The 15,125-nt window shown below is 55.9% G+C and carries 12 protein-coding genes; 6 read left to right on the top strand and 6 right to left on the bottom strand.

The features are described 5' to 3' along the window. Positions 1-164 precede the first annotated feature (164 nt). The 6 genes from M5R41_12840 to M5R41_12815 all read left to right on the top strand — a co-directional run bounded on the left by M5R41_12840 (position 165) and on the right by M5R41_12815 (position 8,658). Complete coding sequence (locus M5R41_12840; protein ID MCZ7557279.1) at positions 165-1,010, top strand: universal stress protein; 846 nt, start codon at positions 165-167, stop codon at positions 1,008-1,010. 4 nt (positions 1,011-1,014) lie between these two features. Beyond that, positions 1,015-2,700: a cation:proton antiporter gene (locus tag M5R41_12835; protein MCZ7557278.1), complete on the top strand. Its 1,686-nt coding sequence runs from the start codon at positions 1,015-1,017 to the stop codon at positions 2,698-2,700. An 89-nt stretch (positions 2,701-2,789) separates the two neighbouring features. Continuing rightward, a complete protein-coding gene (locus M5R41_12830) occupies positions 2,790-3,932 on the top strand; it encodes an ATP-dependent 6-phosphofructokinase (GenBank protein ID MCZ7557277.1) in 1,143 nt (380 codons plus the stop codon). A 16-nt stretch (positions 3,933-3,948) separates the two neighbouring features. After that, positions 3,949-4,629, top strand: coding sequence for a nitroreductase family protein (locus tag M5R41_12825; GenBank protein ID MCZ7557276.1), 681 nt, complete (start codon positions 3,949-3,951; stop codon positions 4,627-4,629). 12 nt (positions 4,630-4,641) lie between these two features. Further along, positions 4,642-6,477, top strand: a complete 1,836-nt coding sequence (locus M5R41_12820; protein ID MCZ7557275.1) for an alpha-amylase family glycosyl hydrolase — start codon at positions 4,642-4,644, stop codon at positions 6,475-6,477. 330 nt (positions 6,478-6,807) lie between these two features. Then, a complete protein-coding gene (locus M5R41_12815) occupies positions 6,808-8,658 on the top strand; it encodes an ATP-binding protein (protein ID MCZ7557274.1) in 1,851 nt (616 codons plus the stop codon). 73 nt (positions 8,659-8,731) lie between these two features. Here the strand turns inward: M5R41_12815 and dapF are convergent, their stop codons facing one another. The 6 genes from dapF to M5R41_12785 form a co-directional block, all read right to left on the bottom strand. Further along, on the bottom strand, positions 8,732-9,592 hold the full coding sequence (dapF, locus tag M5R41_12810; GenBank protein MCZ7557273.1) for a diaminopimelate epimerase: 861 nt from the start codon (positions 9,590-9,592) through the stop codon (positions 8,732-8,734). A 133-nt stretch (positions 9,593-9,725) separates the two neighbouring features. Beyond that, a complete protein-coding gene (locus M5R41_12805) occupies positions 9,726-11,195 on the bottom strand; it encodes a trehalose-6-phosphate synthase (protein MCZ7557272.1) in 1,470 nt (489 codons plus the stop codon). Next, the gene (locus M5R41_12800; GenBank protein ID MCZ7557271.1) at positions 11,182-12,282 is read right to left on the bottom strand and encodes a mechanosensitive ion channel family protein; all 1,101 of its coding nucleotides are present in this window, start codon (positions 12,280-12,282) and stop codon (positions 11,182-11,184) included. Before M5R41_12800 ends, M5R41_12805 begins: the two co-directional genes overlap by 14 nt. Next, entirely contained in the window at positions 12,279-13,055 is a 777-nt protein-coding gene (otsB, locus tag M5R41_12795) for a trehalose-phosphatase (protein ID MCZ7557270.1), read from the bottom strand. Before otsB ends, M5R41_12800 begins: the two co-directional genes overlap by 4 nt. Further along, positions 13,052-14,302 (bottom strand): glycosyltransferase, encoded by a 1,251-nt coding sequence (locus M5R41_12790; protein ID MCZ7557269.1) that lies wholly within the window; start codon positions 14,300-14,302, stop codon positions 13,052-13,054. Before M5R41_12790 ends, otsB begins: the two co-directional genes overlap by 4 nt. Continuing rightward, positions 14,299-14,976 (bottom strand): DUF5752 family protein, encoded by a 678-nt coding sequence (locus tag M5R41_12785; GenBank protein ID MCZ7557268.1) that lies wholly within the window; start codon positions 14,974-14,976, stop codon positions 14,299-14,301. The genes M5R41_12790 and M5R41_12785 overlap by 4 nt, the downstream gene beginning before the upstream one ends. Between the last annotated feature and the right edge of the window lie 149 nt (positions 14,977-15,125).

The raw sequence follows: 15,125 nt of genomic DNA, 5'->3' as shown, positions 1-15,125 counted from the left end.
TGGGATACAGGGTGTACGAATATAGACCGACGACACATAGAATTCAAATGCTGGAGAAACACCCATTACACGCTGCCACGCTGCTCTGCTGCGGCGCTTGCCTCATGTTCCCGGAGAGACTACTTTTCGGCGAACGATTGTACGGCAAAGATTTGGAGGACAGCGTGTCGGATCGGACAGAAGTGGTCGTGGCGGGTGTGGCGTTTTCCCCGCATGCGCAACTTATCGCGGCAACAGCGAGCAGCTTCTCCGCCTTGCTCGGTGCGCGCACAGTGTTTGTACATGTTGGCGAGGAGGCGGAAGAGACGCGGATACGGCTCGCCGAAGTGCTCCGTGCCGCCGCAGTGGACAGCGATTGCGAATTACTCCTGCGCACCGGCAGTCCGGAGGATGTGTTGTTGGCCATCGCGGAAGAGCAGCAAGCGACTCTGATGGTAACAGGCGCCCTCGAAGAGGAAGGGATGTTCCAACGCATTTTCGGCAGCGTGGCACGACGAATCGCACGGAAAGCCGGGTGTCCCGTGCTGCTCATCCCGCTTAACGTCCATCACGTGCCGCGGCTGGAAAATGTCGTGCTGGGTGTCCGATTCGACGAGGATCTTGCTCCCATGCTCTCATACACCTTGGGCTTGCTCCGTGCCGCGGGAGAACATCGACTGCATATCGTGCAGGAAACAGACTATGCCGACCGCCTCGCCGCACGCTACATCGATCAACGCGAACGTGAGGAATTTGAAAGCGAGCAGCACCGAGCGTTGGTGGACTATCTCTCGGTGTACGATCTCACGGACTTCGAGGTGGAGGTACAAGTGCTCGACGAGAGTGCCGAAGGGATCGCCATTGTGGAGTACGCGCGCTCCATTGGTGCAGACCTGGTTATAACGCAGGCACCTTCGCGTGCGCTGACGTTCTGGGACCGGGTTTTCACGCATCCAGCCGAGTCGGCATTGACGAGTCTCCCCTGTGGCATGCTGCTCTTTCGCGGTGAAACCGACGGCGGGACGGAGTGAGCCTATGGACCATTCCGAACTGACCGCGTTTTTTCTGGCGCTTGGCCTTCTCCTTCTTGTCGCGCGCGTTCTCGGCGAACTCGCACGGCTGGTCAATCTGCCAGCGGTGCTCGGAGAAATGCTCGCCGGAGTTCTTCTTGGACCCACGGTACTCGGCGCACTTGCCCCAGGATTGTTCACGAGTCTCTTTCCGTCGACTCCGGGATTCACGGCAGGCCTCCAGGCTGTGACAACGCTCGGCATCACCCTCTTCCTCATGGTCGCCGGTATCGAAGTCGACCTTTCGGCCATCCTTCGTCAAGGTAAGGCGTCACTCGTCATCAGCCTCTTCGGTATTCTGATTCCCTTCAGTGTGGGTTTCGGGAGCGGTATGCTCTTTCCAACTTTCTTTGAAAGTGGCACACAGATAGAGTCCCTCTACTTCGCGCTCTTTCTTGGTACCGCGCTATCGATTACCGCACTCCCCGTTATCGCAAAAATCCTGATCGATCTAAACATGTACCGGTCCGATCTCGGGATGATTCTCATCGCGGTCGCTGTGATCAATGACATCGCGGGTTGGTTGTTATTCGCAACCATAATTGGCTTGATGCATTCAGGGAGCGGTTCAATGAGTATTTGGCTCACCATTGGGATGACGGTGGGATTCACAATACTGATCTTAACAATCGGCAGATTCGTGATCGATTCGATATTACCACCCCTTCAAGCGTATACCTCGTGGCCGGGAGGTGTTCTTGGCTTCGCAATCATCGGGGGATTGTTGGCCGCTGCGTTCACGGAATGGATCGGTATCCATTCCATCCTGGGAGCATTCATGTTCGGAGTCGCATTCGGTGATTCTACGCATCTCCGCGAAAAAACACGACAAATATTGGATCACTTTATCTCATTCATTTTTGCTCCGCTGTTTTTCGCATCAATCGGTTTGCGGGTAAATGTCATCGAACATTTCGATCCGATTCTGGTGTTGGTTGTGCTCATGATGGCGACAACAGGGAAAGTCCTCGGAAGTTTTACCGCAAGCAGATTGATGGGTTTCACCCAGCGCGAATCTCTTGCGATCGGCTTTGGTCTTAACACCTATGGAGCAATGGGGATCATTCTCGCCCTTCTTGCTCTGGAAGCAGGTCTGATCGGGGAAAACATGTTTGTCGCATTAATCATCGTGGCGATGAGTACGTCTCTCGTTGCAGGCCCGGCGATCCAATGGGTGATGGGACAGAAGCGGCAACCACGGTTGATGGATTTCTTGAATGCGAAGGCCTTCATTCCGGCGATGCGCTCCGAGAACAGCGACGACGCCATTCTCGAATTAGCAAAAAGCTTGGGACCCGTTACCGGTATCCCCGCCGAGCTTATTGCTGCAAAGGCGTTGGAACGGGAAAAGACCATGTCTACGGGTATCGGCCGACGTGTCGCTATTCCTCATGCACGTGTGGATGGCATTTCGTCTCCCTTTGTCGCTCTTGGGTTCTCGCATCACGGCATAGATTTCAACGCGCCCGACGGAGACGCCGCGCGTGTGGTTTTGCTCATCCTCACTCCCAAAGATGACTTCAAAGTACAACTGCAACTTCTTGCGGACGTCGGCAAGCTCTTCAGATCTGATCGGGTGGTGGATCGCGTTCTGCAGACAAAATCGTTTGTGGAACTGCTGGCCTTGATTAAAAGCGAAGAGCGAGCGTAACTCCCGGGACAAGGCGGAACTTGGCATCCGTCGATCTGGATGCTATTTTCCAGAACATTTCCACACACAATGGATGATCACGATTCTTCATGGCCGCTCACACACGCACCTCTCGAACTCCACGCGTCGGCACGCGTCTTCGTCGCATAGCTATCAATACCGGAGGTGGCGATGCCCCGGGACTGAACGCTGTCATCCGCTCCGTCACCATCTGCGCTCTGCAGCGCGGCTGGGAGGTGGTCGGCATTCGCGACGGGTACAACGGCTTGCTCATGCCCGAGAATTTCCCTGAAGGAGGCCTGATCCCCCTCAATGCACAGACTGTTCGTGGTATCACGCATCTGGGCGGCACCATCCTGGGTACGACCAACAAGGGCAATCCTCTGGAGTATCCGGTGACGATGAAAGACGGAAGTATCCGTACTATTGATCGGAGCAGTGAAATCATTCGTGCGTGCCGCAAAGCCCGCATTGACGCAGTGGTCGCCATTGGTGGCGATGGATCGCTGAGTATCGCACAAGCGCTCTTCGAAAAAGGGCTTCGCATCGTCGGTGTCCCGAAAACCATTGACAACGATCTTGATAAAACGGTGGCGACGTTCGGTTTCGATACGGCCGTCTCTTTCGCGACCGATTGTCTCGACAGACTGCATTCCACCGCCGAGGCGCACCGCCGCATCATGGTCGTGGAAGTCATGGGGCGCTATGCCGGTTGGATAGCACTCAATTCCGGTGTAGCTGGAACCGCGGATGCGATTCTTATTCCTGAAATTCCCTATGACATCCACAAGGTCGCCGCGAAAACGCAGGAGCGCGTTGCCGTTGGAAAAAATTTCTCCATCGTCGTTGTCGCGGAAGGCGCACGTCCCCGCGACGGCGAACGTCTTGTCCTCGAGCATGAAACAGGCCGTGCCGAGCGCCTCGGTGGCATCGGCGAAGCAGTAGCGAAGCAGCTGCAGCAACTCACCGGGCAGGAGGCACGGCATGTCGTTCTGGGACATCTTCAGCGCGGCGGTACACCTACCACGTTTGATCGTCTGCTCTCACTGCGTTTCGGAGCAGCTGCGGTGCGTGCGCTCGAGGCGGGCGAGAACGGCATCATGGTCGCGTTGGATCCTCCGACGGTGCGCTACGTCCCTCTCAAACAGGCCACCAGCCGTATGAAGGTCGTTCCACTGGACTGCGACACCATCCTCACCGCACGGGATCTCGGCATCAGCTTTGGCGACTGAATTACAGGAGAACAGTATGAGCACATCTTTTATCCCACTTGACTATCCGCGCCTCTCCGAGGATACGCAGCGTGCCGCCGCCGAAGCGTTTTACGACCGCATGCGCACAAGGCGGTCGGTGCGGCACTTCTCACCCGACCCGGTCCCGCTTGACATCATCACCACCTGTATCAAAGCTGCTGGATCGTCGCCCTCGGGAGCAAATCAACAACCCTGGCGATTCGTTGTTGTGTCCGATGCGGACATCAGACGAAAAATTCGTATCGCGGCTGAGCGGGAAGAAAAGGAGAATTACGAGCGTCGCTTTCCAACAGAATGGAAACAGGCGCTCGCGCCCTTGGGAACGGATTGGAAAAAGGAGTACCTCAGCACTGCTCCCTACCTCATCGTCGTGTTCCAGATTTCCTACGAGGATGTAGGGCTGAACACCATCGGCGGTCCACCGATGCGAACGAAGCATTACTACGTCACCGAATCCGTCGGAATTGCTGTCGGCATTCTTCTCTCCGCCCTGCACCATGCAGGACTCGCTACGCTGACGCATACGCCGAATCCGATGAATTTTCTTAACGAAATTCTGGGCCGGCCGAAAAACGAACGTCCGTATGTGCTCATCCCGGTCGGTTATGCCGCCGAAGATGCGGAAGTCCCCAATTTGCGAAGGAAATCCCTCGACGAGATCATGCTTCAGGTATAGGGGGAGAATGACATGCCCAACGGTCGCTGTTTCTGCTCTACTCTGCCTCGTATTACTGTGCTTTCCCTCTTCCTCTTTCTCTCCGCTTGCGGCGGTACGGACAACGAACGTCGCGACCTCCCCCGGACGCTTTCTCTCGACGGCACCTGGCATTTCCGTGTGGATGGTGAAAATGTCGGGTTCACGGAGCGCTGGTTCGATCCGGCGAGCGATCACACGTCGTGGATGACGCTCGCAGTCCCCGGCAGTTGGGATCAGCACAGGGAGTTTTCGTCCTACGACGGCTTTGGGTGGTATGTGCAGCGCTTTGATGCCGAAGAACTTGCCGGCACAAAGACCGCGCTCGTGATAGACGCGGTGGACGACAATGCCGAATTGTGGTTGAACGGGGCACGAATCGGCACACACGCGGGCTACGGACAGCGCTTTTTTATTGACGTCACGGGAAAGCTGCTGGAAAAGGGCAATGTGCTGGTTCTGCGAATCGAAGATCTGGCGGGACCTGGCGGTCTTGTCGGCTCCGTCTCGTTGATGGAATACGAATCGGAGGAGGAGCTCATGCGTGGCGAGTATGTGAATGCCGAGCCGGTGCGCAGCGCCGACTGGGTGCGCGATGCGGTTATCTATGAAGTGTATCCACGCTCCTTCTCACGCGAGGGGAGCTTCAAGGCCATCGAACGACGACTACCGGAATTGAAAGATCTCGGTGTTACCGTGCTGTGGATGATGCCGATTCATCCGATCGGCGAGGAGCGGCGGAAGGGCAGCCTCGGAAGTCCTTATGCGGTTAGGGATTTTCACGCGGTCAATCCGGAATTCGGAAGTATGGAGGATTTCCGCTCACTGGTACGATCGGCGCACGCAAACGGTATGCGCATCATCATCGATTTGGTGGCGAATCACACATCCTGGGATAATGTGCTGATCAGGCAACATCCCGAGTGGTTCACACGCAACGCCGAGGGCGACATCGTTTCTCCGAATGAGGATTGGCACGACGTCGCCGATCTTGATTATACGCAACCGGCACTTCGCCAATGGATGAAGGACATGATGCTCTTTTGGGTGCGCGACGTCGGCATCGACGGCTTCCGTTGCGATGTGGCCGAACTCGTACCGCATGATTTCTGGGTGGAAGCCATCGCGGCTCTCCGTGCCGTCAAACCCGTCATGATGCTGGCGGAAGGCGCCGATCCGAAGCTGCATGTCAACGCCTTCGATATGACATACGCCTGGAACACCTACGATATATTGCGACCGCTGTTGAATGGCGACCTAAATCCCGAGGACGTTCATTTTTCGCTGCGGGCCGAGACCTGGCGCTATCCGAAAGGGGCGCTCCGCCTGCGCTTTTCCTCCAATCACGACAAGGACATGTACGACGCCCCGGCTGCGCAATGGTTCGGACCTGCCGCCGCACGGGCTGCGGCGGTGATCACGACTCTGCTGCCGGGTGTTCCATTACTGTATAACGGACAGGAAACGGGAAATCTTTCCTCCCTCGATCTCTTCGAGCGCGTGCTGATCGACTGGAGCAAGGATGAGCACGGTTTCAGGGATCTCTACCGCAGTCTCTACAGCATACGGCGTGAGCATGACGCCGCCAGAAGGGGTGAACTGCTCGCCTTGACCCCCAAGGAAGCGACGCCCGTTCTGCTGTTCGCACGCAGACTGGGGAGTGAAGTGGTCGTCGTAGCGGTGAACTGTTCTGCGAAAGAGGCGAAGGTAAGCACGGTCCTTCCCGGTTCACTGAAAGGCGAACAATTACTTTCGCGAGGGCAATTCTCCCTGCGAGGTGTACGCGCCGAGTTCCGTCTTCCTCCGTATGGGTATGTCGTGCTGCGGTGAGACAACGGAACACGCGCAGGATGTGTCCGCACGTGCTGGCCGGGCGTGAGCATAACCGGACGATTTCCATCGCGACAGTGCAGAAAAATCCCGAAAAACCATGACCCGCGCGGGGGTTGTGATGCTGCTATGCAAACCTCCGGGTGCTGAACAACATCCTGTGCACCTAATCGCGATGATTGCGAGAAGCTGGATCCTCAGATGCACCAGCCGATACATCAGCATTTCGTTTCCATCGTCCCTTTCTGTATGTTTTCGGCGAGAGGTTGCTCAAGCTGAGAGACTGACCTTCGATGCACGCCTGTATCTGATCGGATGTAACGACGACGCATGATCCTTCACGCTCCGTACGATACCGCTACTGTGACCACCGCCACCCGGGCGTTGGCCGACTGGCACTACACGCCCTATCTGTTGATATCCGCCGCTGCGGCTATCATTTCCTTCGGCGTCGCGATGTACGTGTACCGGAGACGTACCGCACCGGGCGGTCTGCATTTTACCCTGCTGATGTGTGCGGTGGGTTTCTGGGCTCTGACGAACACCTTCGAATTCCTCAGTCAGACCATCTGGCTCAAAATCCTCTGGTCCAAAATTTCCTATCTCGGCATCCTCTCCATACCGCAGTTGTGGCTGCTCTTTGCGCTCTCATACGCACATCCTGAATCACGATGGATCGGGAGACGTTCGATACTGCTGTGGATTGTCCCCGTCGTGTTGATGCTCCTCACCGCGACGAACGAACAGCACGGTCTGGTCTGGCCGCAGGTTCTACCCTTTCAATCGGAACCCAATCTGCTGGTTCGCTATGAACATGGCCCGGTGTTCTGGCTAGCCGTTGGCTGGATATATCTGCACCTGTTTCTTGGGACGGTGCTGCTGTTCCGGGCTGTCGTGCGCTCGGAGCAATTGTACCGTATGCAAATCGCCCTTCTTTTGCTCGCGATGTCGCTGCCGTGGCTTGGGAATGTGCTCTACATCACGCGGCTGGTCCGTTGGGCTGATCAGGATTTGACACCGATAGCCTTTGCGTTGAGCGGAATAGCGGTCGCTTTGGGCATGTTCCGTTACCACATGCTGGACATCGTTCCCGTGGCGCGGAGTACTACCATCGAGCGTATGACCGACGGTGTACTCGTGTTGGACGCTTTCGATCGTGTCGTGGACGTCAATCCCGCCGCTCTTGCGGTGCTGCAACGCGACGATCGTCCGATTATCGGCATGCGAATCGATCAGCTCTCCGCCATTCCTGCGGACGTGCTGGACGAATTCCGTGATGCGGCGGAAGCACAGGCGGAAGTATGCATCGAAGAGCAATACTGGTATGATGTCAGGGTCTCTACGTTGCACGGTAAAAAAAACCGACAGCGAGGACGCCTCGTCGTGTTCCGGGACATCTCCGCCCGTAAACTCGCGGAGCTGGAACTCAAACGCTACGCAGAAGAACTTGAAGCGGGCAATGCCGAACTGGATGCCTTTGCGCACACGGTAGCACACGACCTCCGCGCACCGTTGTCGGTAGTCATCGGCTTCAGCGATTCTCTTCAAAACCTCAGAGACCTGCTCAGTGATGAAGAGGTGCGCGAACACCTCTCGTTCATCTCCGGAGCGGGAAAAAAGATGCAGGGTATCATCGATGCGCTGCTCCTGCTCGCCAACGTACGACGCAACAGCGACGTCCCCATCTCCGTTCTCGATATGCCATCCATCATAACCGACGTACTCAGTAGCCATGCGGAACGCATCCGCGGCCGTAATGCCGATGTCTCCGGCTTCGACCAATGTCCTGAAGTGCTCGGCCATACGGTGTGGATTGAAAACGTCTGGAGCAATTATCTTGGCAATGCGCTCAAATACGGAAATACAGCAGACGGAAAGCGCATGGAAATACGACTTGGCTGGGACAACGTCGCCTCACCCGGATCAGAGGGTAGCATGATCCGGTTCTGGGTTAGAGACAATGGAAAAGGACTGAATGAGGGCGAGAGAGCCAGATTGTTCACACCCTTTACCCGTCTGCATCTCGACGAAGCGGAAGGCCATGGCCTGGGATTGAGTATCGTTGAACGCATCGTGAAGCGCCTCGGGGGAGACGTGGGCGTTGAGAGCACGGTGGGGGAAGGCTGTCTCTTCTGGTTTACACTACCGCAAGCCGATGCTGCATCGCATCCCCTGTCGTGATCGAAGGAGAGCCCCTCTACAGAGAGCGGCAACAACTCCTCGCCCTCGTCGGCGCCGAATTCTCAAAAAAATATCATTCCAGCACATATTCTCCGTCAAACACCAGGCGCGCGGGTCCATGCAGGAATAACGCGTTTTCGTAGTATCGGGTGTCGAGGAAATTGTGCTCGGATGCGGGTGAAAATCCCACATGCAGCGTGTCACCGCCATGTGTGTGTAACTCCAGCGGAGGAGCAATGCCATAGTGGATATGCGCCGCGATGGCAGCGGCAATGGTGCCTGTGCCGCACGCTTCGGTTTCATCCTCGACACCTTTTTCAAAAGTTCTGATATCGAGAGCCAGCCCGTGTTTGCGCAGAACATTGACGTTTACTCCCACGGGGGCGAAGTATTGATGGTGTCGTACGATGCGGCCGATGCGTCGCATATCCAACTCCTCAAAGTCGACAGCGAAACTTTCGGGTAGCTGCTCATGGAGCAGGACGACATGAGGTGCACCGGTGTCGATCACGAATATGCGCAGGGTGTCCGTATTGAGGTCCAAATCCTTCCACCCTTCGATGCTTCTCGGGGGAGGAAAACTGAGCGTAATCTCATCTCCTTGCACAGATGCGGTATAGCTGCGACCGAGTACCTCGAAGCACATGTTGGCTGCGGCAATTTGCTTTTTCCAGGCAAAGAGGGCGGCGCAGCGTCCGCCGTTGCCGCACATCGAGCCCACGGATCCGTCGGGATTGAAAAAATGCATCGTAAAATCATGTGTTTCGGAAGCATCGATGATAATCGTACCGTCCGATCCCACACCTTTGCGGCGATGTGCGGTGAGCTGTGCGAAGCGGCGCCGATCGTCATCCGTCAGTACGCGTGTGCGATCATCCACGATGACGAAATCGTTCTGCGCTCCTTCGGCCTTGGTGAATGCAATGTGTTTCATGGTAGCAAACTAATATATTTTCGGCAATACGGCAGGTGCAATGCACAATGCAGAGCTGTGGCATGCGGTACCGACAACACACCATTTCAGATTTCTGCGTAGCGGGCGTGATGGAAGCATCGACACGATGGTCTTACTGAGATGGGATGTATTCATCGAGCAAAGGAAAATTTCGAAGATCCTTTTCGATGGCGGCATGAAGAAATGTCTCCACCCAACGGAAAATATCATACCGTCGAACAATGGCCCGCAGACGCCGCATACGACGTTGCCGTTCGTCGGCGGGCATGGACAATGCCTCAAACAACGCCTGCGCCACACCGGACACGTCATAGGGATTGACCACCAGCGCGTAGCGATGCAGCTGCTGCACCGCTCCCGCAAATTCACTGAGTATGAGCACCCCGTTGCCATCGATGTTGCAGGCGCAGTATTCCTTCGCCACAAGATTCATTCCGTCTCTGATGGGTGTGACAAAGGCGACTTCGGCAGTGCGATAGTAACCGAGCAACTCCCGTGGTGTAAGATGTCTGTAGATGTAGTGTACAGGAATCCATCCTGATCGGGTGAATTCTCCGTTGATGCGACTGACAAGCTGCTCGATTTCGGTTTTCAGTGTATCATAGCGTGCAATGTCCGCGCGGCTCGGGACAACGACCTGAATGAAGGTCACACGCTCATGCAGCTCCGGATGCGTTTGCAGCAAATGGTGAAATGCCTCGAGCCGGTTCGGTATCCCTTTGGTATAGTCGAGACGGTCCACACCCAGGACAATCTGTCTGTCCTGCACCGCTTCATGAATGTACCACGCGGACTCGGAAATCTCCCGGCTCCGCGCCTGCCGCTCGAAGTCGCCGTAATCGATGCTTATCGGAAATACACCCAATCGCACTTCCGCGCGCTCCGTCGCACATATGTGCATTCCGCGCGCATGGCGTATCGGAATATCCTTCATCAGCATGCGGACGCACTGGATGAAGTTGCGATGGTCGCGTACCGTCTGAAACCCAATGAGATCGTACTGTAGCAGCGCCTGCAACACCTGAAAACGCCAGGGAAGCTTCATGAAGATATCCGGTGCGGGGAAAGGGATATGCAGGAAAAAGCCGATTGGGCTTTGAATACCTTCCCGCCGGAGCTCCTCGCCGACATGCATGAGATGATAATCATGCACCCACACATAATCACCCGCGCGATATTCTTCGGCTATCACGGATGCGAATCTCCTGTTCACAGAAAGGTAGCAGTCCCAGTATTCCGGCCGAAAATGACAAAGTGACTGCAAATCATGGAAGAGCGGCCAGATGACTTCGTTGGAGAATCCCTGATAATACAAATCCACGTCATGAGAACTCAGCGGTACGGAACACAGTCGGTACCCCGTGTCGGCCGGTGCCTGATTCAGAAGATCCGCTATGTGCTCCGGGTTCTCATCCGGCAGGCCGGACCAGCCAATCCAGACTCCGCCGCGGTTTCGCAATACCGGCGCCATTGCCGTTACCAATCCTCCCGAGCCGGGACGCAGGCTCCACTCCCCGTCCTCCTCCTCGATAACCACCGGCAGCCGGTTGGATACGATCAGCATACGATTAGGACTGTTCATGCGTCACCTCCGATAGTGCCCGAGCGGTATGCATCTCAGCGTTCCGGGCGATATGAATGGTCTGCGTCGGGAAGGCGAATTGTATCCCGCGCTCTTCGAAGAGGCGGTAAATCTCCAGATTGATGCGCTGCTGTGCATCCATGAAATCCTTGTACTCCGGAGATGTCACGTGATAGACGAATTCATATACGAGCGACGTGGCGCCGTATTTGTGGAAATGACCTCTTTCGAACCGTGTCATCGCGTCCTGTTCGATGACGTCGCGAACGAGCCCGGGTATCTCCTCGACCAGTGCATACGGGGTACCATACTCCACATCGAGAGTGAACACGATGCGACGCTCAGTCATTCGCTTGAAATTCCTGACGCGGCTGTGCAACAGGTCAGTATTGGAGAAGACAATCAACTCTCCGCTCAAGCTGCGAATGTGTGTCGTACGCATACCTATCTTCTCTATCGTCCCCATGTACGAATCAATAATGATGAAATCACCAATGATGAAGGGTTTATCGATGGCGATCGAAAGTGAAGCGAACAGGTCGCCCAGAATGTTCTGCGCGGCCAGTGCGATCGCGATACCGCCGATACCCAGACTCGCGATCAGCGCGGTAATGTTAAAACCGAAATGATCGAGAATGAGCAGCAGAAGCACAGACCAGAGCAGGAGTTTGCTCAGGAAGCGTAAAACGGACATTGTGGTCTGTGTCGAGGCATCGCTGTACTCTTCCAGCTTTAGCGTTTTTCCGATGACGTACGCGATGACGCTGTTACCCCACATACCAAGTTGCAGCAAAATGACCGCATACATCATGTGGCTCAGCGCGCGCTCCATTCCTGTAGTCAGCGTCAGACTGTAGGATGCGCCATAGATTCCGATTGCCGGAGAAAAAAAGACTGTCACGCGCTCCAACAAACCCGCGAACATGTCATCAAGATCCGTGCTTGTCCGCTGCGCCATGCGTCTGAAACGGACGACCAGAAATCGCTTGAGAAGAAACAGAGACGCCGTCACGCCAAGGGCAATACCCGCCGCGATGATCCAGCCGACAATACTATTACCATACACGATTTCCTGAAAAAAACTCATACGGACCCCGCCAGCCATTGATCGAGGAATGTCAACAATTCGCCCGGGGGATGGAGTCTGATATCCGCCAGGGTGTCACTTTCGTTGTTCTGTACCTGCACGCAGAGTCCGTGCGTTCGCAAAGCGGCGAACGCGTCTTCGTCCGTACGGTCGTCTCCGAGATATGCCGCAGAGCATGGTTGATGCGCGGAGAGCAGTGCCCGTACCGCGTCGCCTTTACTCCGACCAGGTATGCGCCACTCCAGCCCTCCGTCGAATGGGTGGAGTGCGAGCACCGCCTCCGGTGACACTTGGTTTCTCGATAATTGTGCTGCGAGCGTCTCCTGACGACTCGGTGTCAATCCGCGCCAATGGACAGCGATGGAGGCAGGTTTTCGTTCAATGTGTTGGGCGTGCACGTGGCTTCTGAGTTCAAGCAGCAGGGCGTCAAGCGCGTTCCTCTGTTCATCGGTTGGAGCGGGCGGCGTATACCCGCCGGTCGCGTCACGATGCTCCCAGCCATGTGAGCCCCAGATCTCCGGGAGAGGAGACAGGTCAAGCAAGGATAGAATGTCCTGCACCGCACGCCCTGTGACTATAGCGAGTATGGTGCTGCTGTCTCTCATCAAGCCATCGAGACGCTCTCGCACACCCGGCCAGGGATATGCGCGGCCCCGGTCGGGAACAAATGGAGCGAGTGTGCCATCATAGTCGAGCATGAGCAGGCGTCGCCTGCATCCTTGTTGCGAACGGAAGAATTTTTCGGCATCAACTCCTTCACGCAGTATTTTCATGCGATACTCCGTTGAAGCTCGACGCGATTGCCACCGTTGTGCTGCAGCAGCATCAACGTCAGATACTCCGCGATATGGCGCGTGAGAAGGAAGTTATCGCGTGCGAAGGCATGCGCCGTGGCACCCATTTTCATCAGATTCTCGCGGTTCGTCAGCAGATATCGAATGCGTAAAGCGGCACCTTCCGGACTGGAGACGAGAAAACCTGTATGGTGGTCAATCACCTGGAGTCGAATCCCACCTGTGTTCCCTCCGATAACCGGACGCGATTTCCACATGGCTTCCGTTACCGTCAGACCGAATCCCTCGCGGGTGGATTTCTGCATCACGATATCGCTGGCGCGCTGCAGCGCGTTGATAATCCGATGCGCATCGGGGGGGAGTAAAAGGACGTGGATAGCAGAATCATTTCCCGCCGCACTGCGCACCTCATCCAGGACCGCGGCACCCTCCGGATCATCGTCGGCGCTGCCTCCCGCCAGCACAAGCTGTAATCCGGGGATCCCCCGACGGGCGATCTGGAACGCGCGTATGACGCCTACAGGATCCTTGAAGCGATCGAAGCGCGACACTTGCAGCACCAGAGGCCGCGACGTGTCCAGACCGAACCTGTCCACTACCGCTTGAACCTCTGTCGCATCCAGATCGGTGTTCTTTTCACTCAAAGGATCAATACTGGGCGGCACAAGATATTGCGGATGCGGCAAGGGTTGAGCGAAATCCGACAATGAGAAAATGCTGGCGTCATACGACGCGACGAAAGGACGAAGATATTTCCATACCGGTCTGTAGGGTTTGCTGACATCGATGTGGCAGCGCCATATCCATTTTCCCTTTCTGTCCGGCATGGACCGTAGCAGCGGCGCCGGCTGCGGATCGTGAATGAACACGAAATCCGCATGCTGCAGTTTTGGACGCAGGCGCTCTGCGTTCTGCACATTCACGTTTTCGTAATTACGCAGAAGACCGTCGGTAAGAGACACGCTGTCGCCTTGTAAACCATTGTGAAAGCTCTTTGTGCAGGCGTAGAACTCCGTGTTTCCCTCGACGATTTCCCACTCGGTTTGCAGTCCGAGTTCATTCAGCAGGGGGACGAGCTTGTACAGTATTTCAGCCACGCCGCCGCCGACGCGCGTCGAATTGACATGCACCACTCTGGTCCCGCGAAGGGGCTCGGCAAGTCGCCGAAGTTTGTCGATGACGTCCTGGCCGACAACGGCGGCATACGAGTTCAAAATGTTTGTCATGCGAATACTCCTCTCTGCGCCCAGTCCGTGCAGACGCCGACAAGATGTGAGCGCAAATCCGCCAGGGTGACGAAATAGGGATCCACTCCGGCAAGCGCGTCAACGAGTGTTGAGGATCTGACTCCGGTATCCGCGAGCCAGGTAGAAAAATCATCTCGACCTGTTTCGGTACGCCGTCGTGCGTCAATAAAATGGTAATACACGCTGCTCGTGCTCATGACGGGGAGGGACGAAATCAACTCGTCCACGGTGGCAATCGTTACGCCGGTGTCGAGAACGACGATTTGCGAACGAATAAAGGAGAACTGCTGATCCGTTTTGGACCAGGGGATGAAGTCCTGTTCGTCCAGCCGTGCATCGATCACCTCGACGATTTCATGGCGCAGTTCCTCAAGGGTTTGAAAGTCGCGGGGATCAATGATACTCAGACGTTCTGCGGTGACGTCATCGTGCAGACCCCGATGCGCCCAGGACGCAAAATCGTTATTGAATTCCGGTTCGTCGAAGCGGGGACGAAGGCGCGAACCCCAGAAATGATAGTAGATGCTGTCCACGTCGACGTCACGGATGTGATCACGCAACTCCCGCAGGTTCTGCGCGCGTCGGCCGGTTGCGATCGCAGCCAGCGAACAATCCATAATACGGAAGGGTTTTGGTGTGGTGGTTGAACTCATGTCATCAGGCTCCAGGTGGTACAAACGAACCATCCCCCTCAGCATAACACACGCACCGGACGGATCGTTCCATCGTATATAGTATATGCCACTCTCATATAGACGCGGTATGCTACACATAGGGTAATGCAGTGGTTCGCAGCGGATGA

The sequence above is a fragment of the Bacteroidia bacterium genome (assembly GCA_027493955.1).
Lineage (GTDB): Bacteria > Bacteroidota > Ignavibacteria > SZUA-365 > SZUA-365 > JAOSJT01.
Note: the sequence above shows the minus strand (reverse complement) of the source record. Positions and strands in the feature narration are given on the sequence as shown.